Origin of the sequence: Fischerella thermalis PCC 7521 (assembly GCF_000317225.1) — a bacterium.
GTDB classification, from domain to species: domain Bacteria; phylum Cyanobacteriota; class Cyanobacteriia; order Cyanobacteriales; family Nostocaceae; genus Fischerella; species Fischerella thermalis.
The window spans coordinates 68658-95247 of the sequence record NZ_AJLL01000081.1 but is presented as its reverse complement, the minus strand read 5'-3'; the positions used below and the strand labels follow the sequence as shown (position 1 = coordinate 95247).

Genomic DNA, 26590 nt, shown 5'->3' with positions numbered 1-26590 from the left:
AAATTGATTTCAATCAACCTAGTTAAACTTGAGTAGCATCTTCCTGATTGATTTGCTGTTCAAGATTAGCGATCGCACCATTTAAACCAGCAAGCTTTGTTTCTAGGTCATCACGCATTGCTTTGAGAAATCTTAGCTTGCGCTCCAAACGATTTTTCCGAGAAACAGGCTCCATATCGTAGCAAGAGTTATACCAGAAATTAAAGGGAAACATAACTACCTTTCCAAATCAAAGCCTACTTAAATTCTGGCGAAATTATTTTCAAATTAGGGGAAAGGTGATGGGAGGAAAACCGATCCAATGTTGATTGTTGGTTGGTTGTTGATGGTTAGTAGTTAGTGATTCTTCTATACACCCCCCATCTCCCCACAGCCCCTAATCCCCACCAGGGGCTCCGAGTTTCCCATAGTGATTGCTACCAACTAGAACTAGAATTTGATCATGGCAGGAAGGTAAGGCACATAGTTTTGCCTAGACACAGCCGATTGTAGTTGCATGGTGAATCTCAAATTCTTCTATAAAACTATCTGTTCACCTCGTTCAGTGAAGCGAACATCTTTAATTCCCCATTGCGGATTACTTGTGAGAGTTTTGCGGAGACTACCAAATAAAGCAAACTGTTCACAACTTGATAGGGAAGTGATTTGCCGTCGAGACTTAGGATCTAGGCGTAAATCTACTGTTGCAACACCGTCTTTGATATTAACTCGATATCCAGAAAAGCTAAAGTCACCGTTATCCCGTTGTTCCAAAATTTTACCCACCGCAGCTGTCACGGGTTGTTGTGCTGCTACCGTGATTGTTTGCGGAACTAGTTCTTGACATTGTGTATCACTTGTGTATAAAATCACATTCACAGTTTTATCTGTGATAAGTGATTCACTCCTGGGTTGAACATTGAGCCTGGCCGTACTTTGAGTTGGTGATTGGGTAGTCAATGCAGGAGTTTCACTGTTTGGCGTTGGTGATGTTGTGATATTAAATTTACCTTCATAAGTAGGGTTAAAACTACAACTGCTAAGACTGGCAGCTATGGTCAAAAATATGGCAGAGACAATATATTTCTTGCTAGTCTTGCTAACTTTGTTCATCTTCTTTTAGCCCCTAGTTTCCTTTACAATTCGCTTTTGCTGACAGCAAACCAGTAGAAATTTAACATTTAGAAAGGATGAAAATTCTTTGTGTCTTGGAGTCTTAGTGGTTGGTGTTTTTTCACCACCAAGGCACAAAGGCACTAAGAAGCTAAACGGTTATGTGGTAAATCACACAACGAGGACAGGAAATATTGAATTGGATCTATATATCCTCAGCTCTTGTGAGGATATTTCCCAAGAGCAAGCTAATAGGATAATTGATCGAATGGAAGCAGCAAGAGATGATGCGCTTCAGCGTGTCGAACGTATCCAAGAGGAAGTTAACAAACGTCTTGCTACTCTCAAACAACAAACTCAAAAGCAAGCAGTAGAAACAAGAAAAGCAGTTGCGGATGCTGCTTGGTGGTTGTTTAATACTGCTTTTGCTTCCCTGGTTGCTTCTGCGATTGCTGGTGCTTTCGCAGTGACTAGTTCTGGCTTATTTGTTTCTTAAAAAAATCCTATTATCCAATAAAAGCCTGCATCAGCAGGCTTTTTGGTTTTTCTGAATATAGAGTTGAAAAATTTTACCTGGAACGAGAACCGCTGTTACGGCGCTGTTTGTGTCTAGCAACGGCTTTACGCTTTTCTTTTTCTAATGGAGTCTCAAAGTGACGCTTTTTCCTCATATCTTGGAATATACCAGCTCTGGAGACTTGGCGCTTGAATCGTCGTAAGGCTGATTCAATCCCTTCGTTTTCTCCTAATACTACTTGCGCCATTTTTATTACTCCTGGTATGGGTGGATACTTTGCATCAACTAAAGGAAAAAATATTCCAGCAGAGTTGAGTTATTGATTAAATCTGCTGGAGACCTAAGATTTAAAATTTTTTATATAAAAAATTTAGTAACGGCGATTATTGCGACCACTGTTACCCCAATTTCCGCCACCAGAAGAGTAACTTCTTTGACTGTTTCTTTCGGGACGAGGTCTTGCTTTGTTAACTTTTAAATCTCTTCCCATCCATTCAGCACCATCTAGCGCTTCAATAGCACGCTCTTCTTCTTCGTCTGACTGCATTTCTACAAAAGCAAAACCACGTACCCGTCCAGTATCACGGTCTGTAGGTAGCTGAACTTTCTTAACTGTACCATATTCAGCAAAAACCTCCCTCAGGTCTTCTTCTCTAACCTGGTAGGATAAGTTACCGACGTAAATAGACATAGGGCATCTCCCAAATCAATTGCTGTAGAGAGTTAGATTCGGAGAGACGCTTGTGAAAATCAAAACGAAATTCTCAACCGAAAATAAATCCTGTTACTGGGAGTATAGCAAAAAAATTCTTTGACTACATCGCTGAATAAATGAATGTGTCTTCAAGGTTATAAAGACAGATAATACAAGCGGATTCACCAAAAACCTACGACAGCGGATATACTTTCCCGTAACAGACAAAAACTACCAATAATCAATGCTAGCTTCTGCCCTACTTTTTCTGTGTAAAGACAACAAAGTTATGTTTGGCTAATTCTTCTTTCCCGGCTTGACTCATGGCATAATTCACAAATTCTTTTACAGACTTTGCTGGTGTTTTTTTAATAGTAATTCCAATCGGTATAACCATTGGATACTTATTATTTTTAATATTTTCAAGGCTAGGTTCCACACCATTAAGGCTAAGGTGGTTCACTGGTAATTTGTGAGAAATAGCATATGCTAAAGAAAAAGCACCAATACTATAAGGTGTATTTTGAATGGCTGCAATCAATTCACTTTCTCTACGCAGAACAACAGCTTCTGATGAGATTTTAAGGTCTTGACCAAGATAGTATTTCCGCAATAAATTTTCAGCAACTTCTTTTGGTATATCTAAGACAACAATCTTAGCATCAGGCCCACCTAATTCTTGCCAGTTCTTGATACTACCACTATATATTCCTTTCAGTTGCTCAGTAGTCACATTAATTATATTTTTAACACTGGGATGGGTAGCAACTAAAAAGCCATCTTTAGCAAGTAAGTAATATTCTAGTTTGTATGCTTTTTCCTCTTGCTGCAATTCTCGACTGAGAGTTCCAATGTCTAACAATTCATCTTTAACTCCAGCAATACCTGCTTTTGATGAAGAAGGTGTGAGTATTGAAACTTTGGTAGTGGGATTTTTCACCTCGTAAGCACTAGCTAACACCTCCAAAGCTGGATAAACACTATTAGAACCAGCAATTTTAATTTCTTGCTCTGCTTGAGTGTTTATGGCAGAATTGGATCTAGTCGCATTAGTATTAATAGCACAGCTAAAAAGTCCTAAAATTACAGCCCCCATCGCAAATATAAATAAGCTTTTCGTTTTCATATCATCTGCCTTTATCAACCAAATAAAGTTACAACCATATCTGAGAACATAGGAAAATTCAAACTAATTTTACTGGTTAGTATTTTAAGTTTAAGAATCTCCAACTACTTAACTTTCTTTGAAAAACAAAGCCCAGCCACTAAGATAGTGATGAACAAACTACTAACTGCTAGCGAAGTTCGGCAACTGTGTCGCCAGGGAAAATATCAAGCCCCAACTCCAGGAGTTGCATCTGGATATGTACAGGCTAATTTAGTCGTCTTGCCTGAGTCTGTTGCCTTTGATTTTATGTTGTTTTGTCATCGCAACCCCAAACCTTGTCCATTATTGGATGTAACTGAAGTCGGCGATCCCGAACCTCGTATGGTTGCACCAGGTGCTGATCTGAGGTCAGACTTACCTCGTTACCATGTGTTTCGCTATGGTGAACTGGTAGAAGAAGTTACGGATATCAAACAATTGTGGCGTGATGATTTTGTTGGCTTTTTGATTGGTTGTTCATTTTCCTTTGAAGGGGCGCTGCTGAATAAGGGAATCCCTGTGAGACATATCGAAGAAAACAAAAATGTACCGATGTATAAAACAAGCTTGAATTGTATGCCAGCTGGGGTCTTTTCTGGGCCTTTAGTGGTTTCCATGCGTCCTTTATCGCCCCTTGACGCTATTCGTGCTGTACAAATTACCAGTCGTTTTCCCAAATCCCATGGTGCGCCAGTACATCTGGGTGATCCAAATGCGATCGCGATCGCAGATATCAATGCTCCTGATTTCGGTGATCCAGTTACTATTCATGAAGGAGAAATTCCTGTATTCTGGGCTTGTGGTGTGACAACGCAAACTGCAATAGTTCAGGCGAAACCAGAGATAGCGATTACTCATGCTCCTGGACACATGTTCATCACGGATATTAAAGATGAATAAACCTTCTGTCAAAATCGGGGAAAGGCTAAAGGGTAAAGGGCAAGAAATCATTGACAAAATCACTCAACTAGAATTAATTTGTGGGCAAGATGTTGGCAGAGGAATTCAACCCCTAGTAGAAGCAACAAGGGGAGGACTACTCAAAACTGCTCGTTCGATCGCCCAACATCCTGCTCCTCATGTGGCGATTATGACAGGCTTTTTTTTACCCTACGGTAATCCTCCTGCACCGGAAACCGATGGTCCGATTGGTTGTGCGCTGTTAGCGGCAGGTTTGCTGAGGGCGGGAATTCCTGTAAGAATTGTTACAGATTCTCTTTGCTTTCGTACAGTCAAAGTAGCAGTGCAAGCAGCAGGAATAACAGCCGAAATTCCCTTTGATATTGTGCCAGTAGAGACAACAAAAAATCAGCAAGCGGTTTCTTCACTCCTGAGCTTATGGGAATCTTTAGAAACACCTATTTCTCATCTGATTTCCATAGAAAGACCAGGTCCTAGTCATGATGGTATTGTCCGTAATATGCGAGGACAAGACATTACAGCCTATACTGCACCTTTACATCTTTTATTTGCATCTAAAAATATCATCACAGTGGGGATTGGTGATGGTGGAAATGAATTAGGTATGGGCAACATTCCTCAAGATATAATTCGTCAACATATTCGGCATGGCGAAAAAATTGCTTGTATTGTTAGTTGTGATTATTTAATAGTATGTGGTGTTTCTAATTGGGGGGCTACTGGTTTATTAACAGCTTTATCTTTACTGCGTCCTGATTGGAAATTAGCAATTCTTTCTGGCTTAAATTCAGAAACAGAGTTTTATATTTTGGAATCAATTGTCAAGCATGGCCCTGCAATTGACGGGATTAAAGGTGTGCCAAGTCTTTCTGTTGATAATTTACCTTTTAAATATCATGCCCACATTATGAAAGTAGCCACTCAATTAATTTAGTTGGTTGTTGGTTGGTTGTTGGTGGTTGATTGGTTATTGATTGTTGGTTGTTAGTTGTTGGTTGTTGTTTAATATTTACTCCCCACACCCCCCACACTCCTCACACCCCCCACACTCCTCACACCCCCCACACTCCTCACACCCCCACACTCCTCACACCCCCACACCCCACCTCCCCATTACCTTAACTCTTAACTCTATCCCACTCTGCTAAAATCTTTTCTCCTTCCCGACAAAGTATTTCATGAAATTGACCGTTACTAGCTAATAAACCACCCCACTGGTTAATATCTCCGGTGTTGTATTGTAATGGTCTGCCATCGAAGTGGGTGAATTGACCACCAGCTTCTGTGAGGATTAATTCAGGCGCAGCCATATCCCAATCTTTAGGCGCAGATTTCCCAGAAAGAGAAATATAAATATCTGCTTGTTGTTCAACAATAGTAGAAATTTTACAGCCGACACTGCCAACAGCTTTTTGATTTTGGCAAGGTAGATGTTGCAGCAAATATTCGAGTCTGTCGTTGCGGTGGGAACGACTGACAACGAGGGTTAAATCTTCGATGCGTTCTCGTGATGATACTTTTAAAGGCGTAGTTTGGCGATCGCGAGTTTCTACAAATGCCCCACCACCTTTAGTCGCATAATATAATTTATCTGCTTCAGGAACTGCGACCACGGCTAACACTGGACGATGTTCCTGTACTAGGGCAAGGTGAATGGCATACTCACCTGTTTTTTCGATAAAATCCCGTGTACCATCCAAGGGATCAATGATCCATGACCATTGACAACTTGGATGCTTGGCTTGTTCTTCTTTATAAGTTTCTTCACTAATGTAGGCAAAGTCTTCATGACCCAAAGCTGCTTGCAATTTCTCCAAAATAAAGTGATTGACAGCTAAATCAGCAGCTGTAACAGGGTCATTGTCTTTATACTGGACATCGAGATTTTTTTGAGTTCCATTGTAATAAGACCGCAGTATCTCTGCTGCACCCCAACCAACAGAACGAGTAATTTCGAGTATGTTTTGTAAGTCTGGCATTAATTTTGTCCTGTATTCTACTAGTTTGAAAAGAAGGCAGAGGAGCCACTGCGGTGGACGGGTTTCCCGGCATAAAGCACGTGGCGTGGCAGATGGCAGATGGCAGAAGGGGTAATAATTTTCATGGCAAGGTTGTGTACCAACGTTCATGAATAGCTAGCTTGAAAATGAGTGTGGGGGTTTAAGGGTGTAGGGGTGTAGGAAGATTGATATTTTCATAGCCAGGTTCATGGGATTTTCCCATGATTGACTGTCTTGAAAATAAAAATTGGGGATTAACTTAACAGCCAACCCATAATCCATCGCCTTGCACGGTGTTCATCTGTGTTCGTTTTCTTTAACCTTTTGCTAGACTTCTCATCCAACGGCGTGTGCCAAAAAATTGACAGGAAAAAGCAGCTATTTTTGCTGCTGATGCTAGTGCATCAAGGAAATTTTCCCGTAATACGTAATGACAAAAAGCACCGTGAAAAATATCCCCAGCCCCCAGTGTATCAACAGCAGTAGTTTTTGACACGTTTACAAAGCCAGTTGTGCCCGTTTCCTGTATGAGATACTTAATTGGTTGTTCACCGTGGGTAATAGCAATGTGAGGAATACCAAATTCACTGAGATAGGTAAAGACTTGTTCCTGAGTCTGGCAATTGGGAGGATGGAAATTGGCAGAGCAAATGGCGTAATCTACAAAAGGTAAAAGTTTATCAAAGCCAGGTTTCCAGCTACCACCATCTATGACTACCGGGATATTATTTGCTTTTGCCGTTTGGGCTATTTCTATTCCTACTGTCATTTGGTGTCCGTCAATTAAAACAATATCAACATTTTGTAAAATGTCTGGTGGGATAGCCTGGCTATTGGCTTGAGTTTTGACAGCATTGATGGAAATTACTGCCCGTTCGCCACTGGCTTGGGTAACAATAATAGAAGAAACTGGTGGTGGATTGGTTGTAGCAGGATCAAGGTCAATTATTTCTACTTGATATTTTTCTAAGTCTCCACGAATTAACTGTGTCATCGGATGAGAACCTACTACACCCAACAATTCAGATTGATTACCCAAATGGCTAAAAGTAACAGCAGCATTAGTTGCAGGACCACCTGCGGTAACAGTATAGTCAGCAGCAACTATTTTTTGATTGTTTCTCGGGGGAGATTGGGCGAGGTAAATTAGATCGAGGGTTACTAAACCGACAAATAAGCCTTTCATTAGTTGTTAGTTGTTGGTTGTTAGTTGTTAGGTGTTTGTTGTTTGTTGTTTGTTCCAATCAACCATCAACCATCAACCATCAACCACCAACCACCAACAATCAACCACGAACAAAATACTTTCATGCAAACTGATCCAAAACCAGGAACACTTTACATCGTCGCCACCCCCATTGGGAATCTGGAAGATATGACTTTCCGGGGAGTGCGAATTTTACAAACGGTGGATCTGATTGCGGCGGAAGACACACGTCATACGGGGAAGTTGCTACACCATTTTCAAATCAAGACTCCACAAATTAGCTACCACGAACATAATCGTAACAGTCGTATCCCAGAATTATTAAAGCAGTTGGGTGAGGGTAAAGCGATCGCTTTAGTGACAGATGCAGGTATGCCAGGTATTTCCGATCCTGGTTATGAATTAGTGAAAGCGTGTGTTGCAGCAGAAATTTCTGTAGTGCCAATTCCTGGTGCAAACGCTGCAATTACGGCATTGAGTGCAGCCGGATTACCAACGGATCGGTTTGTGTTTGAAGGATTTTTACCAGCGAAAGCTCAAGGGCGACGAGAACATTTAGAATTTTTGAAGATAGAATCCCGTACTCTAATTTTCTACGAATCTCCCCACCGTTTGCCAGAGACTTTACAAGATTTAGCAGATATTTTTGGCAGCGATCGCCAAATTGTGTTGGCACGGGAATTAACTAAATTGTATGAAGAATTCTGGCGGGGAACCCTAGCACAGGCGCTTGCTTATTGTAGTGATAAGGAACCTCAAGGAGAATATACTTTAGTTGTGGCAGGAAGTCCATCCAGCGAACTGGTGCTGTCAGAAGTAGAATTAAAAGCTGAGTTAACAAAACTCATTACTCAGGGAATGTCGCGATCGCAAGCCAGCAGAGAGTTAGCAAAAGTAACTTCCCTATCCCGCCGCCAACTTTATCAACTGGCTCTTAGTATAGAAATTGGAGATTAGAAGAAAGACAAGGGAGGTGGGGTGATGGGGGGAGTATGAGGAGTAAGTATTAAATAACTACTAACTACCAACTACTAACTACTAACAAATAACCAAATGATAATTAACAATCGCCCAACACTCTATCCCTGATACCCAATTCCCAATACCCATTACAATGGATCATGATTGATAATGAGGACAAAGAATGACCCAGGTGGTTTTAGGAGAGAATGAAGGAATAGAGTCAGCTCTGCGGCGCTTTAAGCGTCAGGTTTCTAAAGCTGGCATCTTAGCTGATGTTAAGTATCATCGGCATTTTGAAACACCATTAGAAAAGCGCAAACGCAAAGCAGTAGCTGCTAGACGTAAACGGCGTTTTAAATAAAAACATCGGCACTGACGTTGCTTGACAAGATTAATGTTAAAACAGCTACAGAGCCTCCGTTATCATTTTGAAAAAAATAAGCAAGAAGAACCACTCCTCAAATAGGGGTGTAAATTAATAGCCTTGCCAAGTTACGGAGCGCGCCGAGTGTCCGATTATGGTTAGATGGAGCAAGCTAAATTGCTGCCCATCAACCTAACTATACAAAAAAGACAAACAAAGACTGTGCTACACACAGTCTAATATTTTTCAAACTAATTAATAAAATTCTTTGGTTTTATTCTGGAAATATACGTAAAATACAAGTCATACTTTTTACGTATTTATTATTTGATAGTTCCAGGTTCAGGATAGACAAGACCGTTGCTGTTACAACGATTCATTGCTTTTTCCACTCCTTGTTTGAGGCATAATTCTACGCATTCACAGACAAAGTTTAATACCTCAGAAACAAACTTCGTTTCAGTTGTCGAAAATTTTCCCAACACATAAGACACAGTATTTTCATCACCATTAGTAGCACCTTTGGGTCTACCAATACCAATACGTAGGCGAGGGAAATTTTGTGTTCCCAAATGTGCGATCGCACTTTTCATCCCATTGTGTCCGCCAGCTGAACCCGACAAGCGCAGACGAGTTTTCCCAAGAGGTAAATCCATGTCATCATAAATGACTAACACAGATTCGGGCGGTAATTTATACCAATTAGTGACAGCTTGTATAGCTTGTCCAGAGCGATTCATATAAGTGAGTGGTTTCAGCAGACGAATTTTGTCGTTGGTAGGTGCAATACCTTCACCGTACTCACCTTGAAATTTGCGATTTTCTGCCAAAGGAATCTGCCAAGAACGGGATAGAACATCCAAAGCAGCAAAACCAATATTATGGCGTGTTTGGTCATACTTTGGCTCTGGATTCCCCAACCCAACAATTAATTGGGGAATCACCAAAGTTGTTTTGGCAGTAGCTTCTGTCATTTGAAGTATGAATTATGAAAATGAAGTCTTTAATATCTTATCCTCCTGCCAACTGAGCCTCCTGCCTTTTGTTCACACTTCTTCCTTTTGAGGTGCTTCTAATTGTTTTGGTTCCAGTTCAGCAGTAGTTTTGACAGCTGCTTCTATTTGAGCTGCTTCTTTTTGAAATTCATTTTGAAATTCCTTAGAAGCGTCTTGAAAACCGCGAATTGCTTTTCCTAAGCTACGACCAATTTCCGGCAATTTCTTCGGACCAAATATTAAAAGTGCCACCATCATAATTAAAGCCATTTCCGGCAGACCAATACCAAATACATTCATTTTTGCTTTCTCCTGTCAACTTAAAAACTGCTACAGAAACCCATAAATTTAGTTTAGACATTAGTTCTGGTTGGTTGTTCATGGTTGTGGAAAGAATCAACAACAAACTTAACAAAAAAACCCGGAGTGACCGGGTGGGGAAGCTTTTTAATACAAGTGTAAAGGTTCTTTCTCAATTAACGTCCTAAACTCCGCCAATCCACACTGACGTCCTGGATAATTATTGACTTGTTATAGAGTTGCAGAATAATCAGCAGAAACACGAAAAATAGGCCCATAAAAACAGCCATCAGGGGAGTAGTACCCCAACCTGGGGCAACTTTACCATATTCAGAGTTCAGGGGTCTGAGAATATCTCCTAACCGCGTCCGTTGTGCCATATCTCACCTTAAGATAGTTGCCAAAGCATTTTTTAATCTTCTGTAATATTCTATAAGAATAGCACTCATAATCTATCCTTTTATGATGGAACCCGCAACAGTTCTTAGCATTTCCGTTGGCGCGATTGTGATCGTCATCACAGCGCTATCTATTTATACTGCTTTTGGCCCTCCTTCTAAGCAATTGAGCGATCCTTTTGAAGACCATGAAGATTAGACAAGAACTAGGAACTAGAAACTAGGGGTTAGAGGTGAGTGACTAGAGACTACTGGCAACAAACTAGTAAAAATTTCACCAATAACTAGTCACTTCCTATTTCTTGGTACAGCTTTGTGTAAAAGCGTAGCGATTTCAAACGCAAAGGTAAACGCACCAGGGGCACAGAATCTTGGTGCCAAAATTTCGCCATGAATTTATGCAATTTTGTACTCAGTTTCTAATTCACCATCCATTCATCTAAATTTAGGAGTTGAGTTGCAATCAAGCAGTTGCAGAATCACTCACTTGCAACTTCAAATTAATAATTTTCCAGGGTTTGATAGTTAATTTTTGGTCAATAGCTGTAGATGAAAATTCAGAAGTAGAAAAAGGACGCTCCAACAAATCCACAGATTCCTCCAAACTCAGCCCCAGATTATTCTGCAAAGACAAATCGGCTGTTTCTCCGTGACATTCATAAAAACGCAAAATCCACTTGTGTGGGTCATCTTCTGCCTGTTTCAATGACATTAAGATTAAATTTTCTGCTGATAAATCTAAGAAACTTGCTTCTAATCCATCTCCATTCACTGAAAGGGGAGGATTCGCAGGACACACTATTACTTGCAAAGGTACATTTAATTCAGACCCGCGTCGGACTGTGTGGGCTGATTTCCAATCACCAGCATGGGGATACAAAGCATAGGTGAATTCATGTACACCTCTGTCTGCTTTGGGGTCAGGCCAGTTAGGACTTCTTAAAAGTGTTAGCCGTAGTTGATGTGGTTGAGCATCATAACCGTACTTACAATCATTTAGTAAACTAACACCGTAAGGATTGTGGATTTTGGATTTTGGATTTTGGATTAGGGATTGGGGATTGGTAAAAAGTTCTCCCTTGTCCCCCATGTCCTCTACTTCTTCTGTCAAATCTGCCCAACGCAAGGCGGGGACTTCCCATTTTGCCTTTTCTGCTGGGGTTTGAGGTTTGGTTGGACGACGAATTGCACCACAGGGAATTTCGTAAGTAGCAAAGTCTGCTTCAAGATTGAGAGGAAAAGCTGCTTTCACCAATACATGTTCTTGTTGCCAATCTACCTTCATAGCGATTTTCAGCATAGGTGAATTTGCTGACAGAATGTAGTCACAGCAAAACTCTGATTCACCAAGTTGCTGTACCACACGCAAGCGGTGTTGTACTGGCCCTTGTTCTAGCCATTGGATAGATTGAAGAGTAGCTGGTGGTAGAGGGTGCTGGGCATAATTAGGGTCAATATTCCATGCATCCCAATATTGACCACTATCTTGAAAAGCTTGTAATAGATTCCCGCCTGCTTGATTGAGAACTTCTCTGTTATTAACCTTGTCAAAAACACTAGATAAATTACCATTTTGTTCATCAATGATGACTCGCAAAAATTCATTTTCCAAAGTCAATCTTTCTGGCGAAAATTGTTCTTGCTTTTGCAAACTCAAATTGGTATCATCAGACTGGGTTGTGTTATGTGAATTTTTAGGCAGAGAAGGACACAGCCAAAAAACACGGTAGCCAACAGGCGGAATATCCCTAGCCAAAAACAGTAGTGTGGAAGCTTCACCTAACTGGGAAACAATTTGGTTGCCAGAATGGTCGTAAATCTGCCATACCTGATTGGGTGCAGTCGTAGAGGGTAAGGGAACAGTGATAACCTCAGAACGCTGCCAGTTCAAGGAATTAAAGACAACCACAGGTAAACTATCCGGCTGTGGCGGTGTTGGCAAAGAAATTCGAGCTGCGATCGCTCGCAACGACTGCTCCAATATCCCCGTACCAACCTTTTCCACTTCCTGCCATTGTGATAAAGCATCCTCATAAACTTCAGTAATTGAGGAACCAGGCAAAATATCGTGAAACTGGTTAAATAAAACTTGCTTCCAAGCAGTTTCCAATTCCGCCCTTGGATAATTTACCCCACATTTTAGAGTGGCGATCGCTGCAAACAATTCCGCTTGATACAACAAATTCTCACAGCGACGATTCCAACGTTTTTGATCGCCGTGGGTAGTATAGCAACCGCGATGGAATTCGAGGTAGAGTTCGTCATCCCAGGTGGGGAGGGGGGAGTGTGGGGAGGTGGGAAGAGTGTGTAGACGCGTAGCGGCTTCCCGTAAGGGTGGGGTGTGAGAATTGATTATTGATTGCAGGTGTTGGAGATACTTTTCAGCAGTTGTAAATTCTAACTCTGGGAATAGGGGGGATTTTTGCCAGCGTTGGGCAGTTTCTAACATATCACGGGTGGGACCGCCGCCGTGGTCGCCGACACCAGGAAGCCAAAGTGAGTCTGTAAATCCAGTTTGAGTTTGCCATTCAATGGCATAATCAGCCATTTTCACTGGATCAATACCTTCACCCACAGGCGCGGACATTAAACTCAATATTTTACTGCCATCAGGAGAACACCACCAAAACGCACCGTAAGGAAACTTTGTCGTATCATTCCAACGTAACTTCTGCGTGACAAAATACTCAATTCCTCCCTGTTCCATAAACTGTGGCAAAGTTGCACAAAAACCAAAAGTATCAGGAACCCAAACCACACTCACTAGCTTGCCAAACTTTTCTTGTACATAGCGCTGACCATACAACAACTGCCGTACAATCGATTCACCAGCAATTAAATTTAATTCCGGTTCCACCCAAAAACCACCAACAACCTCCCAACTTCCCGCTACTACTTTTTCTTGAATAGCCCTAAATAAATCCGGGCGATTTTCCTCCACCCAAGCATACAAAGCCGGCGTCGAATGGCAAAAAACTAACTCCGAAAAATCCACCTGTAACTGCAAAACCGACTCAAAAGTACTCTGCGCCGCCTCCCAAGTTTCACTCACACGCCACAACCAAGCCATATCCAAATGAGCATGACCCAACAAATAAATTTTGAATTTTGGATTTTCGATTTTCGATTGCAGTAGATGATTACGTAAAGATAAAAGCCTCCGATCAAACTCTCCCCTCTCTTCCTTGGCGTCCTTCGCATCTTGGCGGTTCATTACTTCCTCTACCACCACCGCCAAACGATCCAAGCTCTCAGGCGCAAACCTTTCCAAAAAACGCTGCGTCACAGCCAACTCATCAGCCACAAAACCAGGATCAGGACACTCCTGTTCATTGGATTCATAAATTAAAAGCGATCGCACCAACGCCCCATCACAATGTCCCGGACTCACCAAACGTATAGCTATGAAAAATTCTTCCCCTGGTGTTACCGCCTGACTAACTAAAATCCGAGGCGAACTGTCAAACAAATCTCCTTCACCCACCAACTCCCCATTCACATAAATTTTCACGGAATTCGCCCACCAAACCAGCGCCAGCCGCAAAGACAAACCCCGTAGTGCATAACCTTCTAAATCCTGGGGAATCACCAATTTCTGTGCTAACCACAAAACTTTTTGTCCCCCAGCCCAAACAATATAGCCCTTAGCATTAATTTGGGCGGGTGTCCACTCAGACAACAAAGACGCACTCACATCAGTCACAGGCAAATCACCTGCAAAACAGCGCCAGTGTGGGAGAATATTCGCTTGGCAAAAAGAGCGCAATTTCTCAATTGCTGCTGAGATGATTTTGGTATTGGATGGCGATACGGGAGAGGTCATTCGATTTGAGATTTTGGATTTTGGATTGACTCCACAGATAAATCTAGAGGCTTACACCATCAAAGATATATCTGTCATAATTTTCGCTATTATTGATGGCGTAAATATAATGTATTTCTCTTGTAATGTTAATGGATAGTAGTTAGTAGTCAATTACTAACTACTGTACAGGTGAAGTATTTGGATTACCACCAACCACCAACAACTATTCACTACCATGCCTTCTGCTTCTTCTGAACGCTATCAAAGCAGACTTTTTAACTTCGTTCACAAACAATCTCGACGTTGGAGTGAAGGAGTAGGGCGCACCTTTCGTCATCTACAGGTTGCTGCCAGTTGGTCTTTAGAAGCACTAATGTACCCCGTATTTATGCTGCTTCAAAAAGTGCGAGAATCAGTTAGTAAACAACTACACGCCACTGGAAAACCAACACAAACTCCACAATTACAAGCAAATTATACTGATTTCCAACCAGAAGCACCGCCAGTACCCGACATCCCCATTCAGCGAGTGCTAAAGGTTGTAGAAAGACTAAGCATCAACCCCTCACACTCCCCCCACCTATCACCAAACATCCAGGGAATCGCCTCCCAGTTATGCGATCGCCAACTGGTACTCGTCACTTCCAAAAATGAAATTTTAGATATATTAACGCCTCAGCAAAAGCACAAATTAGAAGAGCGAATTATTACAGAAATCGCTAATTACTGGCGTCAATGGCGCTTAAGTCAAGTTAAACAAGAAACAAAGCTAGTCGGTGAAATTAATCGCTTGCTGACAAAGCTGACTGGTAGTAATGGTGAAAACAAAACACCAGCACTACCACTTGTCAATGCAAAACAAAATACAGAGGAATTATCTTTATTAAATGCGAAGCGATCGCTAGCTTTGTTAGATGCAACCATTGCAAAGTTAGAGTCCTATGCTTTAGAGCCGGTTTCTCATACTAGCCGTGAACTCATCCAATTCTTACAAACTCAACTGCAAATATTTATTTATGGAAAAGAGCAAATAGCATTTAGTAAACAAACAACAACCGCTCTTGAGAATACCCAAAATCCAACATCAAATATTCAAACTTTGATTTGGGCAGCATTGAATTTCTTTTTTGGAGAACGTCAGAGTAAAAAATTAGATAATGGTAAATCCAATAATCAAATTCCTCCAGTTTTGTTAATCAATCATAAAAAAAGACAACGTTATACACCCAAAAAATTACTAAAAACTTCTAAGTTACAAAGCGATGAATTAGTAGAATTATGGCTGAGTGAAAGTGATGTATTTGGTGATGTCCAAGTTATCAGTAAATCTATTCATCATCCCAACAATACAAATAACATAATTAGCAGTACTACAATTTCTACCCAAGCCCTTCCTAGCAGTCAAACAACAAATAATCCTTTGTACAGCCTGATTTATCGCTTGAAAAGTTTGACATTACAACCCCAAGAAAGATTAGTAATAAAGCAAAATCCAGTTACCAAGATCACTTCTACTCACACAACATCTCACAAAATATCTGTTGCAACAAAAACAGCATTTGCTATTTTTCAGCAGCAACGTCAGCAAACTACAGGTGTAGAAGCAAAACCAGACTGGATTGAAACAAAAGCCAAAATCATTGGTTATGAAAAACATCCATTAGAGCAAATTTTGACATGGTTAGATGCTGCTATGCTATGGCTAGAAGAAATGATTGTGAGAGTATTTAAATTTTTACAGCGTCTATGGCGTGGGAAATAATTTAGTTAGTAAATATTGTTCTTTGTCCATGCTTGTTTGTTAATTGAAGAACCTCAAACAACCAACAACCAACAACCAACAAATAAAATGATTAAACCTCAACGCATTGAAACTGGTCCCGGACAAGAATCAGTTTGGGATTATCCCCGTCCTCCTCGCCTGGAGGAAACAAATAAGCATATTCAAATAATATTTAATAGTGTCGCGATCGCTGATACTCACCACGCCAAACGTGTTTTAGAAACTAGTCATCCACCTGTCTACTACATTCCTCCAGAAGATATCAAAATGGAATACTTAATTCCATCACCGCAATCTAGCTTTTGTGAGTGGAAAGGAAATGCGAGTTACTACACAATCCGGGTAGGCGATAAAGAAGCGCAAAATGCTGCTTGGTTCTATCCGAATCCCACACCTGCTTTTGCATCCCTCAAAAATCATGTAGCTTTTTATGCTCATTTTATGGATGCTTGTTATGTGGATGGTGAAAAGGTACAGCCACAACCGGGTAACTTTTATGGTGGCTGGATCACAAATGATATTGTCGGGCCTTTCAAAGGTATTCCTGGTAGTTGGGGGTGGTGATTTGCGATGAGGTAACTGAAATATAGCAAAATTTAATCTGACAGCAATAAAGTTAATCGCTGCGAACATTTTGTTTTTGCAGGTTACAGCGAAGTCCAAGAAAATATAGGTAAAAAATATTAAATTTTTTGTAGGGGCGTACATTTTTACGCCCTTACTCATATATTTTTATCATCAAAAAAGTGAAATTGTATAAATGAAATTTTATTTGCAAAAGCTTGCGGCTCAAATATGAGATATGTACCTCCCAATCCTTCCACAATTGTGCGGGTATTAGCAGTTAGCATCTTTTGGTAAGTATCTCCATAGTTCCCTGGTTTACCCAGGTTATCAGTTAAAAGTTTCCTTTCTGAAACTTTCACATCTGCTTGTTTGGCAACTGTATTAATAACATTAGAGTTAGTCGTAGTGTCTACAAAAATTGTTGGCACCTTGGATCTTCTGATTTCTCTAGCTACAGCTTTAACTTTTGCTGGTGTAGGTTTAGAATTAGTATTAATACTTTCTAAGGCATTTATAGATGTGATATTGTAGGCTTTAGCATAATAAGCCATAGCATTATTAGTTGTAGCTAGTCTACGATTATTAGCAGGAATACTATCAACACGCAATTTAATCCACACATTTAACTGGTTTAATTCTTTTTTGATTTTTTGAGTATTCCTTCCATATAAAGTAGCATTTTCAGGTATAGCTTTACTTAAGTTACTGCTAATTACCTCTGTCATTTTGATGCCATTTTTAGGATCGTGCCAGACATAAGGGTTGGATACTAACTTGCCGTTCTTTTGATATTTTAATGGTTTAGGAACTGCACGTTGAGCAACCGCTATTTTAGCTGCACCGTTTTTACTAGCTTTAATTAATTTGAATAAACTTGGTTCAAGGTTATAGCCATTGAAAAAAATAACTTTTGCTTGTTCTATTGCTTGACGATCTTCTGGTTTTGGTTGATAACGATCTGGATCTGTGTCGGGTGAAATCAAGCAAGTCAGATTAATTGTATTTTCTGCCACTTGTTTCACTAAGTCACAAATTACACTAGTAGTAGCAACAACTTTGGGCAGATTATTGTTTGTTTCACTTGAGGATACAGTAGTTGGAGAAGATGGCCCTACTAAATTACCAGCATAATTACAGCCCACAAGTCCAAAACTGAAGGCAACAAAGATAATACACAGAGGTCGGGATAGTAGTAAATTGTTTGACATACATGCTGAATGGCAGTTTATCACAGCTGGTCCGAAACTGAACTTTCAGGTAATCAGCTTAATAATATACAGTTAATATACAGTTTTGTTGTAGTAGCAAACAGCTGTTCACCACTACAAATAATTGTGATTTAAACGATCGCAGTTTTGCCAAGCTATTCATAAGTGGTTACTGTTTTTCTAGATACTTAAGGATACCTTGAGCGATTGCTTCAGCCATTTTATCTTGATACTCTGGGGTTCTCAATCGAGCAGCATCTTCTGGATTATCAATAAAACCTGTTTGTACTTGAATTGTAGGCACAGAATAGTTTTTGAAGACTTGGAAGGCAGATTAATTTATTAGCAAAGCCATAACCTATCCATGTTTATCTGTGTTCATCGGTGTGCATCTGTGGTCGATTTCTAGTTTTTTTGGTAGAGGAATGACATTGCGATCGCCCCCATCTTCTCTTCTACCCCCAGGGTAAGCTCATCTATCCGTTTGAAGACTTATCATATCTGTGAAGGCCGGTAATTGGTAATGGGTAATAGGTAATGGGAAAAACCAATTACCTGTTACCTGCAAGACCAACCATATCGTAAGTAATTAGCCGGAATTGATATCAACTACTGCTGCGATCGCTCAAATTCTCCAAATCCCCAAGTAACTTAGAGTTGATTGGTATATAGTTGGTACCAGATACCAACCATTAACAAACAACAATTAAATAAATAGCAATTCTGGGCAACTGAAAAAGCAATATTTTTTCAAAACAGAAGTTCAGCAGTAACTTTAGGTAATAGTTTCTGCAATTTATTCTCATTTTTGAGACTTCAGATTTTCTCTAACTCTCTCTGAGTCAGGCTTTTGCAATACTTCAGCCTTGATTTCCTCCCAATAATTAAAAAAATTTAAATCGCATTTATTATCAAAAAAAAGTGATATGTTGGATACAGAATTGAATTTCGCATCTTTCTGGAGTAGTTGTCCGTAATCTACTCCAGATTTCTAAAACGCAAAACCGCATAAATAGTAGTACTTTGGGCTGATTGTCATGAGCCTATGAGTGCAACTTAAAGATAAGCTCAAAAAAACTTAATTTGTTTGCAAATCATTGCTGTGACTAGGTTTGAGGTGAGTACAAAAACACTTGTCCCCTTCTCCATAAATACTTGTACTTCCACCCCAAAATACTAGTACCCCTACCCAAAAAAATTTTTTAATTCTTCACAATGCCCTCATAATCAGGGCTGAAAAATTTGAGTACAAACTTAATAAATCTAATAAATCTTATCCAAGTTGCATATCCACCCTCCCTATTTCACGGCTGATATAAAACATATATCGCCAATCACTTGACGCACCAATCAAGGAGCGATGAGTGAGTGGAGGGATGAGATAGCACCATGCCCCTGTGAACAGAAGTCGTGGCTGTCAGCGCAAATTCCACCCGCATCTTGTGCATGACACACACCAGCCGAGAAAACGAGGGTTAATAGCCTACCCCGAACCCCGGTGGGCAGCGCTATAAACGGACGCGACTTCCATTCCTTATAAATCAGTGAACAGTTATCAAATTAAGAATAACCTGACAACTGATTAGTGTTTCCATCTCCCACAGTGGCTGCCAAAGTCCATCGACATCTTGCGAAATTCAATGACTCCACCGTCTACAGGACTCGTCACCTCCCCAATTACGGAAACTACAATTGAAGCAAAATCCAGTGGTTGCGGCGGATGCAGCAGCAGCGCCACAGGGGAAATGGATGAAAAACTGCAACAGCGCATAGCCAAACATCCCTGCTATAGCGAAGAAGCCCACCATCACTATGCTAGGTTGCATGTGGCAGTTGCTCCTGCTTGTAATATTCAATGCAACTACTGCAATCGCAAATACGACTGTGCTAACGAAAGCCGTCCCGGCGTAGTGAGCGAATTGTTAACGCCAGAAGAAGCAGCACACAAAGTTTTAGTGATTGCTGGCAAAATTCCGCAACTGACTGTTTTAGGAATTGCAGGTCCCGGCGACCCCCTGGCAAATCCAGAAAGGACTTTTCGCACCTTTGAGTTGGTAGCAGAGAAAGCACCCGATATCAAACTTTGTTTATCAACCAACGGTTTAATGCTTCCCGAATATATTGATCGCATTAAACAATTAAACATAGATCACGTTACTATCACCATTAATATGGTGGACCCAGAAATCGGCGCTAAGATTTATCCTTGGGTTCACTACAAACGCAAACGTTACAGAGGTATTGAAGGCGTCAGAATCCTCCACGAAAAACAAATGGAAGGATTACAAGCCCTCAAAGAAGCCGATATTCTCTGCAAAGTCAACTCCGTGATGATTCCGGGGATTAATGACGAACATTTGGTAGAAGTTAATAAAGTTATTCGCTCTCATGGTGCATTCCTGCACAACATTATGCCGTTGATTTCTGCACCAGAACACGGCACTCACTTTGGCTTAACAGGACAGCGTGGTCCTACTCCCAAAGAATTAAAGGCAGTACAAGACAGTTGTGCTGGTAACATGAAGATGATGCGCCACTGTCGTCAATGCCGTGCCGATGCAGTAGGATTATTGGGAGAAGACCGCAGCCAAGAATTTACCAAAGATAAATTCATGGCAATGGCTCCAGAATATGACCTTGCTCAACGCCAAGAAGTTCACGCAGGGATTGAGAAATTTAGAGAAGAACTCAAAGCTGCCAAACAAGCTGTAGAGACGTTACATGTAACATCTCCACAAAACGCGCCGAAAATTTTAGTCGCAGTCGCAACCAAAGGTGGCGGCTTAGTTAACCAACACTTCGGTCATGCCAAGGAATTCCAGGTGTACGAAGTCGATGGTAAGGAAGTACGCTTTATCGGTCATCGTAAAATAGACCACTATTGCCAAGGTGGTTATGGCGAAACAGCCACTCTGGAAAATATCATTGCAGCGATCGCAGATTGCAAAGCAGTATTTGTTGCCAAAATCGGTGATTGTCCCAAAGAAAAATTACACGCCGCAGGCATCCAAACCGTTGAAACTTACGACATGATTGACAAAGCTGCTTTGGAATATTATCAGCAATACGTCCAGGAAACAGTTAGTTAGTAGTTCATAGTTAGTAGTTATTAGTTAGTTGTTAACCACTAACCACTATCCACTAACTACTAACCATCACCATTACCCAGCACTCATTACCCAGAACCCAATCCTCAATCTACTCCCTTCAATGGAGGATAGTCATGGCTTACCAAATTACCAGCGAGTGCATTTCCTGCAATCTTTGTCAATCCGTATGTCCGACTGGTGCAATCAAAATGGATGGCGATCGCCCCTGGATTGATCCTGAACTTTGTACAAACTGCGTTGGCACTATTCACACCGTACCTCAATGCAAAGCTGGTTGTCCGACAAGCAACGGTTGCGTCAAAGTCCCCAGCGATTACTGGGAAAAATGGTTTAACACTTATTACCCTTTGGTAGCAAAATTAACTAAAAAACAAGATTATTGGGAGACCTGGTTTAATTTTTATTCCCAAAGATTTTCCGATCAGTTACAGAAACGTCAGCATCAAGTTGCCTAATTTTTGATGGTTGGTTGTTGTTTGTTGTTTGTAACAAACAACGACCCACAAACAACTAAGAACAAATTTTAAACAGAATTGGAAACAATGCAGAAAGATTGTATTTATTTAGATAATAATGCCACCACCAAAGTAGATCCTGAAGTTGTAGAGGCAATGCTACCGTACTTAACGGATTATTATGGTAATCCCTCTAGTATGCATACTTTTGGCGGGCAAGTAAAAAAAGCACTTAACAAAGCCCATGAACAAGTTGCTGCTCTCCTTGGGGCTGATGAATCAGAAATTATCTTTACTAGTGGTGGTACAGAGGGAGATAACGCTGCTATTCGAGCTGCACTGTTGGCACAACCAGACAAACGACACATTATCACAACTCAGGTAGAACACCCAGCAGTCCTAACTCTCTGCAAACAATTGGAAAAGCAAGGTTACAGTGTTACCTATCTATCAGTAAATCACGCAGGGCAGTTAGACCTCAATGAACTAGAAGCTGCACTCACTGGTAACACCGCCCTAGTCAGCATTATGTATGCTAACAACGAAACTGGGGTAGTTTTCCCGATTGAGCAGATAGGTCTTAGAGTTAAAGAAAGCGGCGCTCTCTTCCATGTGGACGCGGTGCAAGCAGTCGGTAAAATTCCGATGAACATGAAAACTAGCACCATTGATATGTTAACCATGTCTGGTCACAAAATTCATGCACCCAAAGGAATTGGTGCTTTATATGTGCGGCGTGGTGTGAGATTTCGTCCGATGCTCATTGGGGGTGGACAGCAACGCGGTAGAAGGGCGGGAACAGAAAACGTTCCAGGAGTTGTAGCCCTTGGTAAAGCTGCCGAATTAGAATTATTACATTTAGAATCAGCAACAGCTAGAGAAAGAAAACTGCGCGATCGCTTAGAAAAAACGATTATTGCAACTATTCCTGATTGCCAAGTCAACGGTGATTCTACGCAAAGATTACCCAACACCACTAACATTGGCTTTAAGTACATTGAAGGTGAAGCAATTCTCCTTCACCTTAACAAACACGGTATCTGTGCTTCATCCGGTTCTGCTTGCAGTTCTGGCTCTTTGGAACCTTCCCACGTTTTAAGAGCAATGGGTTTACCCTACACAATTTTGCACGGTTCCATTCGCTTCAGTCTTTGTCGTTATACCACAGACGCCGAAATTGATGCTGTGCTAGCAGTAATGCCTGGTATTATTGAACACCTACGCTCCCTCTCACCTTTCAAGAATGACGAAGCAAGTTGGCTGCAAGAGCAAGAAAAAGCACTAGCACATCGCTAATAGGTAATCGGTAATACTTCTCATCACCAATTACCTTTTCCCCAATTACCAATTGAAAAATAAGCTATGTGGGACTATACAGATAAAGTATTGGAACTGTTTTACAATCCCCAACATCAGGGAGTAATAGAAGACAAAGGTGAACCAGGAATTAAAGTTGCTGTTGGTGATGTGGGTAGCATTGCTTGCGGAGACGCCCTGAGACTGCATCTGAAAGTTGAGGAAAAAACAGAGAAAATCCTTGAGGCGCGTTTTCAAACTTTTGGTTGTACCAGTGCGATCGCTTCATCTGAAGCTCTGGTAGAACTAATCAAGGGTAAAACCTTGGATGAAGCCCTTAAGGTTACTAATAAAGAAATTGCTAATTACCTGGGTGGTTTACCGGAAGCAAAAATGCACTGCTCGGTAATGGGACAAGAAGCGCTAGAAGCAGCTATTTATAATTACCGTGGGATACCCCTAGACACTCATGAAGATGATGACGAAGGAGCTTTAGTTTGTACTTGCTTTGGCATTAGTGATGCCAAAATCAAACGGGTGATTATTGAAAATAACCTCACCACCGCCGAAGAAGTGACAAATTACGTCAAAGCTGGTGGCGGATGCGGATCTTGTTTAGCAAGTATTGATGACATCATTGCATCTGTGCAAAAAGAAAAAGCATCTGTCACTACTGTAAGTAATTCCCTCAGTCAGACCAATGGAAAGTCAGCCGTAAAAACACTGACGCCAGTGCAAAAAATTGCACTTATTCAAAGAGTATTAGATGAAGAAGTCAGACCCATTTTGATCGCCGATGGGGGAGACGTAGAACTATTCGATGTCGAAGGCGATCACGTCAAAGTGATCCTGCAAGGTGCTTGTGGTTCCTGTTCTAGTAGCATAGCCACATTAAAGATTGCAATTGAATCTAGACTACGCGATCGCGTAAGCAAAGATATTGTAGTTGAAGCAGTTTAGTAATTAGTTCCTAGTTGGTAGTTACCGGTTAGTAGTAAACAACAACCAAACAAACAACAAACACCAAAATTATGACAACCATTTTTGCCATAGAGCGAGCACCTCCATCGGTGACGTTCTATGAAAAGCGGTCACTGCTGACCCAACTAAAGTGAACCTAAACACAAATCCTCTAGACCCACCAAACCAACCAATTGCAGGAGAATAAATAATCATGACTGAGAATATCAGACAAATCGCATTCTATGGTAAAGGCGGTATCGGTAAATCTACTACCTCCCAAAATACCCTAGCTGCGATGGCAGAAATGGGTCAGCGCATCCTGATTGTAGGTTGTGACCCCAAAGCTGACTCCACCCGTTTGATGCTCCACAGTAAAGCTCAAACCACCGTGCTGCACCTAGCAGCAGAAAGAGGTGCAGTAGAAGACTTAGAACTTGAAGAAGTAATGTTAACCGGTTTCCGTGGTGTGAAGTGCGTGGAATCCGGTGGTCCCGAACCTGGTGTAGGTTGTGCAGGTCGTGGTATCATCACCGCCATCAACTTCTTGGAAGAAAACGGAGCTTACCAAGACTTAGACTTTGTATCCTACGACGTATTAGGTGACGTTGTCTGCGGTGGTTTCGCTATGCCTATCCGTGAAGGTAAAGCACAAGAAATCTACATCGTTACCTCCGGTGAAATGATGGCGATGTATGCTGCAAACAACATTGCCCGCGGTATTCTGAAGTATGCTCACTCTGGTGGTGTACGCTTGGGTGGTTTGATTTGTAACAGCCGTAAAGTTGACCGAGAAATCGAACTAATCGAAACTCTGGCTGAAAAACTCAATACTCAAATGATTCACTTCGTACCTCGTGACAACATCGTTCAACACGCAGAATTGCGTCGTATGACCGTTAACGAGTACGCACCTGACAGTAACCAAGCTAATGAATATCGTGCATTAGCTAAGAAAATCATCAACAACACCAAACTCACCATTCCTACTCCTTTGGAAATGGATGAACTGGAAGCTCTATTGATTGAATACGGTATTCTTGACGACGATACCAAGCACGCAGACATCATTGGCAAACCAGCTGAGGCTACTGCTAAATAAGTAATCCCGTAGTCAAAGGAGACACGGAGATGCACAGACATGGAGTATTTCTCCCCATCTACCCATCTCCCCATCTCCCCTTTCTCCCCATTCCTCCCTTCTATACCTGCAATTACCCTAACCCATAAGTCTAACCGAGGCAGACTATGACACCTCCAGAAAACAAGAACCTCATAGAAGAAAATAAACAACTAATTAAAGACGTTCTCCAAGCGTACCCTGAAAAATCTCGCAAAAAGCGCGAAAAACACCTCAACGTTCACGAAGAAGGTAAATCCGACTGCGGCGTTAAATCTAACATCAAATCAGTTCCTGGTGTGATGACCGCTCGTGGTTGTGCTTATGCAGGTTCCAAAGGTGTGGTTTGGGGCCCAATTAAGGACATGGTTCACATTAGCCACGGTCCTGTTGGTTGCGGTTACTGGTCTTGGTCTGGTCGTCGTAACTACTATGTTGGTAAAACAGGTGTTGACTCCTTCGGCACCATGCACTTCACCTCCGACTTCCAAGAACGTGATATCGTCTTCGGTGGTGACAAGAAACTGGCCAAAATTATTCAAGAAATTGAAGAACTCTTCCCTCTCAACCGCGGTATCAGTGTTCAGTCTGAATGTCCTATTGGTCTGATTGGAGATGACATCGAAGCTGTAGCAAAGAAAGCTGCTAAAGAAATTAATAAGCCCGTCATACCTGTACGTTGTGAAGGTTTCCGGGGTGTATCTCAGTCCTTAGGACACCACATCGCTAACGATGCTATCCGTGACCACATGTTCCCTCGCTATAACAAAGCGAAGAAGGAAAATACACTCACTATTGAACCTGGCCCCTACGATGTAGCCCTAATTGGTGACTACAACATCGGTGGTGATGCTTGGGCAAGCCGCATGTTACTAGAAGAAATGGGCTTGCGTGTTGTTGCTCAGTGGTCTGGTGACGGTACTGTTAACGAATTGGTTAACGGTCTAGCAGCTAAATTAGTTCTGATTCACTGCTACCGCTCCATGAACTACATCTGCCGGGCTTTGGAAGAAGCTTACGGTATGCCTTGGATGGAGTTCAACTTCTTTGGTCCTACCAAGATTGCTGCTTCTCTACGTGAAATTGCTGCTAAATTTGACTCTAAAATCCAAGAAAACGCAGAGAAGGTTATAGCTAAGTATACCCCAATCATGAATGCGGTAGTCGAGAAGTACCGCCCCCGCCTCGAAGGTCATACCGTTATGTTATACGTTGGCGGTCTGCGTCCTCGTCACGTTGTACCTGCTTTTGAAGACCTGGGTATCAAAGTTATCGGTACTGGCTACGAATTTGCTCACAACGACGACTACAAGCGCACCACCCACTACATCGACAACGCCACCATTATTTACGACGACGTTACCGCCTACGAGTTTGAGGAATTCGTCAAAGCTAAGAAACCTAGCCTTGTTGCTTCTGGAATTAAAGAGAAGTATGTATTCCAGAAGATGGGCTTACCTTTCCGCCAAATGCACTCTTGGGATTACTCCGGTCCTTATCACGGTTATGACGGCTTCGCTGTCTTCGCTCGCGATATGGATATAGCACTCAATAGCCCAACTTGGGGATTAATTGATGCTCCTTGGAACAAGAAAGAAGCTAAGGCCAAAGTTGCCTAAATAAAGTCTAAGGACTAGGGATTAGGGAGTGGGGATTAGGAATTAGGTTAGAATTCTTCCCCAATTCCC

At 41.5% G+C, this 26590-nt stretch carries 25 protein-coding genes and 2 pseudogenes; 14 read left to right on the top strand and 13 right to left on the bottom strand.

Going from position 1 to position 26590, the window contains the following annotated elements; genetic code table 11:
- Positions 1 to 22 precede the first annotated feature (22 nt).
- Both UYK_RS0117340 and UYK_RS0117335 read right to left on the bottom strand, forming a co-directional pair.
- Positions 23 to 214, bottom strand: a complete 192-nt coding sequence (locus UYK_RS0117340; protein WP_009459257.1) for a hypothetical protein — start codon at positions 212 to 214, stop codon at positions 23 to 25.
- A gap of 302 nt (positions 215 to 516) precedes the next feature.
- On the bottom strand, positions 517 to 1092 hold the full coding sequence (locus tag UYK_RS0117335; protein ID WP_009459256.1) for a GerMN domain-containing protein: 576 nt from the start codon (positions 1090 to 1092) through the stop codon (positions 517 to 519).
- A gap of 211 nt (positions 1093 to 1303) precedes the next feature.
- Here UYK_RS0117335 and UYK_RS0117330 point away from each other — a divergent pair.
- A pseudogene (locus UYK_RS0117330) lies at positions 1304 to 1588 on the top strand (hypothetical protein); the annotation flags it as partial.
- 73 nt (positions 1589 to 1661) lie between these two features.
- Here UYK_RS0117330 and rpsU (UYK_RS0117325) read toward each other — a convergent pair.
- From rpsU (UYK_RS0117325) to UYK_RS0117315, 3 genes are all read right to left on the bottom strand, one after another.
- Positions 1662 to 1856 carry a 30S ribosomal protein S21 gene (gene rpsU, locus UYK_RS0117325; protein WP_009459252.1) on the bottom strand — a complete coding sequence of 65 codons (195 nt, stop codon included), beginning with the start codon at positions 1854 to 1856 and terminating at the stop codon, positions 1662 to 1664.
- A gap of 123 nt (positions 1857 to 1979) precedes the next feature.
- Positions 1980 to 2300, bottom strand: coding sequence for an RNA recognition motif domain-containing protein (locus UYK_RS0117320; protein WP_009459250.1), 321 nt, complete (start codon positions 2298 to 2300; stop codon positions 1980 to 1982).
- Between the two features lie 262 nt (positions 2301 to 2562).
- Positions 2563 to 3429, bottom strand: a complete 867-nt coding sequence (locus UYK_RS0117315) for a substrate-binding domain-containing protein (protein ID WP_009459248.1) — start codon at positions 3427 to 3429, stop codon at positions 2563 to 2565.
- Between the two features lie 150 nt (positions 3430 to 3579).
- Between UYK_RS0117315 and UYK_RS0117310 the strand changes: the two genes are divergently transcribed.
- Together UYK_RS0117310 and UYK_RS0117305 are read left to right on the top strand one after the other, a co-directional pair.
- On the top strand, positions 3580 to 4350 hold the full coding sequence (locus UYK_RS0117310; RefSeq protein WP_016871841.1) for a putative hydro-lyase: 771 nt from the start codon (positions 3580 to 3582) through the stop codon (positions 4348 to 4350).
- Positions 4343 to 5305, top strand: a complete 963-nt coding sequence (locus tag UYK_RS0117305) for a DUF4392 domain-containing protein (protein WP_009459246.1) — start codon at positions 4343 to 4345, stop codon at positions 5303 to 5305. Before UYK_RS0117310 ends, UYK_RS0117305 begins: the two co-directional genes overlap by 8 nt.
- 184 nt (positions 5306 to 5489) lie before the next feature.
- Here the strand turns inward: UYK_RS0117305 and UYK_RS0117300 are convergent, their stop codons facing one another.
- Together UYK_RS0117300 and UYK_RS0117295 are read right to left on the bottom strand one after the other, a co-directional pair.
- Positions 5490 to 6350, bottom strand: coding sequence for a 3'(2'),5'-bisphosphate nucleotidase CysQ family protein (locus tag UYK_RS0117300; RefSeq protein WP_016871840.1), 861 nt, complete (start codon positions 6348 to 6350; stop codon positions 5490 to 5492).
- A 337-nt stretch (positions 6351 to 6687) separates the two neighbouring features.
- A complete protein-coding gene (locus UYK_RS0117295) occupies positions 6688 to 7557 on the bottom strand; it encodes a sugar kinase (protein WP_009459244.1) in 870 nt (289 codons plus the stop codon).
- A 123-nt stretch (positions 7558 to 7680) separates the two neighbouring features.
- Here UYK_RS0117295 and rsmI point away from each other — a divergent pair, with 123 nt between their 5' ends.
- Entirely contained in the window at positions 7681 to 8535 is an 855-nt protein-coding gene (rsmI, locus tag UYK_RS0117290; RefSeq protein WP_009459243.1) for a 16S rRNA (cytidine(1402)-2'-O)-methyltransferase, read from the top strand.
- 187 nt (positions 8536 to 8722) lie between these two features.
- Entirely contained in the window at positions 8723 to 8902 is a 180-nt protein-coding gene (rpsU, locus tag UYK_RS0117285; protein ID WP_009459242.1) for a 30S ribosomal protein S21, read from the top strand.
- 326 nt (positions 8903 to 9228) lie between these two features.
- Here rpsU (UYK_RS0117285) and pth read toward each other — a convergent pair whose 3' ends face one another.
- The 3 genes from pth to psbH form a co-directional block, all read right to left on the bottom strand.
- Positions 9229 to 9879 carry an aminoacyl-tRNA hydrolase gene (gene pth, locus UYK_RS0117280; RefSeq protein ID WP_009459241.1) on the bottom strand — a complete coding sequence of 217 codons (651 nt, stop codon included), beginning with the start codon at positions 9877 to 9879 and terminating at the stop codon, positions 9229 to 9231.
- Positions 9880 to 9951: 72 nt separating this feature from the next.
- Complete coding sequence (locus UYK_RS0117275) at positions 9952 to 10200, bottom strand: TatA/E family twin arginine-targeting protein translocase (protein ID WP_009459239.1); 249 nt, start codon at positions 10198 to 10200, stop codon at positions 9952 to 9954.
- A gap of 176 nt (positions 10201 to 10376) precedes the next feature.
- Entirely contained in the window at positions 10377 to 10580 is a 204-nt protein-coding gene (gene psbH, locus UYK_RS0117270) for a photosystem II reaction center phosphoprotein PsbH (protein ID WP_009459237.1), read from the bottom strand.
- A gap of 85 nt (positions 10581 to 10665) precedes the next feature.
- Between psbH and psbN the strand changes: the two genes are divergently transcribed.
- Positions 10666 to 10797, top strand: a complete 132-nt coding sequence (gene psbN / locus UYK_RS0117265; RefSeq protein WP_016871838.1) for a photosystem II reaction center protein PsbN — start codon at positions 10666 to 10668, stop codon at positions 10795 to 10797.
- A gap of 264 nt (positions 10798 to 11061) precedes the next feature.
- On the opposite strand, the gene UYK_RS0117255 is transcribed toward psbN, so the two are convergent.
- On the bottom strand, positions 11062 to 14421 hold the full coding sequence (locus UYK_RS0117255; RefSeq protein ID WP_016871836.1) for an alpha-mannosidase: 3360 nt from the start codon (positions 14419 to 14421) through the stop codon (positions 11062 to 11064).
- 217 nt (positions 14422 to 14638) lie between these two features.
- Between UYK_RS0117255 and UYK_RS0117250 the strand changes: the two genes are divergently transcribed.
- Positions 14639 to 16165 carry a hypothetical protein gene (locus UYK_RS0117250; protein WP_009459229.1) on the top strand — a complete coding sequence of 509 codons (1527 nt, stop codon included), beginning with the start codon at positions 14639 to 14641 and terminating at the stop codon, positions 16163 to 16165.
- Positions 16166 to 16252: 87 nt separating this feature from the next.
- Entirely contained in the window at positions 16253 to 16750 is a 498-nt protein-coding gene (locus tag UYK_RS0117245) for a DUF427 domain-containing protein (protein ID WP_009459227.1), read from the top strand.
- Positions 16751 to 16908: 158 nt separating this feature from the next.
- Here the strand turns inward: UYK_RS0117245 and UYK_RS0117240 are convergent, their stop codons facing one another.
- Together UYK_RS0117240 and UYK_RS25215 are read right to left on the bottom strand one after the other, a co-directional pair.
- The gene (locus tag UYK_RS0117240) at positions 16909 to 17961 is read right to left on the bottom strand and encodes a metal ABC transporter solute-binding protein, Zn/Mn family (RefSeq protein ID WP_009459225.1); all 1053 of its coding nucleotides are present in this window, start codon (positions 17959 to 17961) and stop codon (positions 16909 to 16911) included.
- A 169-nt stretch (positions 17962 to 18130) separates the two neighbouring features.
- A pseudogene (locus UYK_RS25215) lies at positions 18131 to 18277 on the bottom strand (N-acetylmuramoyl-L-alanine amidase family protein); the annotation flags it as partial.
- Between the two features lie 1324 nt (positions 18278 to 19601).
- On the opposite strand from UYK_RS25215, the gene nifB reads away from it, so the two are divergent.
- The 6 genes from nifB to nifD all read left to right on the top strand — a co-directional run bounded on the left by nifB (position 19602) and on the right by nifD (position 26521).
- Positions 19602 to 21050, top strand: coding sequence for a nitrogenase cofactor biosynthesis protein NifB (nifB, locus tag UYK_RS0117230; protein ID WP_016871834.1), 1449 nt, complete (start codon positions 19602 to 19604; stop codon positions 21048 to 21050).
- A gap of 134 nt (positions 21051 to 21184) precedes the next feature.
- Complete coding sequence (locus tag UYK_RS0117225) at positions 21185 to 21526, top strand: 4Fe-4S binding protein (RefSeq protein WP_009459219.1); 342 nt, start codon at positions 21185 to 21187, stop codon at positions 21524 to 21526.
- Between the two features lie 87 nt (positions 21527 to 21613).
- Positions 21614 to 22822, top strand: coding sequence for a cysteine desulfurase NifS (gene nifS / locus UYK_RS0117220; RefSeq protein ID WP_009459218.1), 1209 nt, complete (start codon positions 21614 to 21616; stop codon positions 22820 to 22822).
- A 66-nt stretch (positions 22823 to 22888) separates the two neighbouring features.
- On the top strand, positions 22889 to 23782 hold the full coding sequence (gene nifU / locus UYK_RS0117215; RefSeq protein WP_009459217.1) for a Fe-S cluster assembly protein NifU: 894 nt from the start codon (positions 22889 to 22891) through the stop codon (positions 23780 to 23782).
- 211 nt (positions 23783 to 23993) lie between these two features.
- Positions 23994 to 24884 (top strand): nitrogenase iron protein, encoded by an 891-nt coding sequence (gene nifH / locus UYK_RS0117210; protein WP_172451471.1) that lies wholly within the window; start codon positions 23994 to 23996, stop codon positions 24882 to 24884.
- A 146-nt stretch (positions 24885 to 25030) separates the two neighbouring features.
- A complete protein-coding gene (gene nifD / locus UYK_RS0117205; RefSeq protein WP_009459215.1) occupies positions 25031 to 26521 on the top strand; it encodes a nitrogenase molybdenum-iron protein alpha chain in 1491 nt (496 codons plus the stop codon).
- Positions 26522 to 26590: the final 69 nt, after the last annotated feature.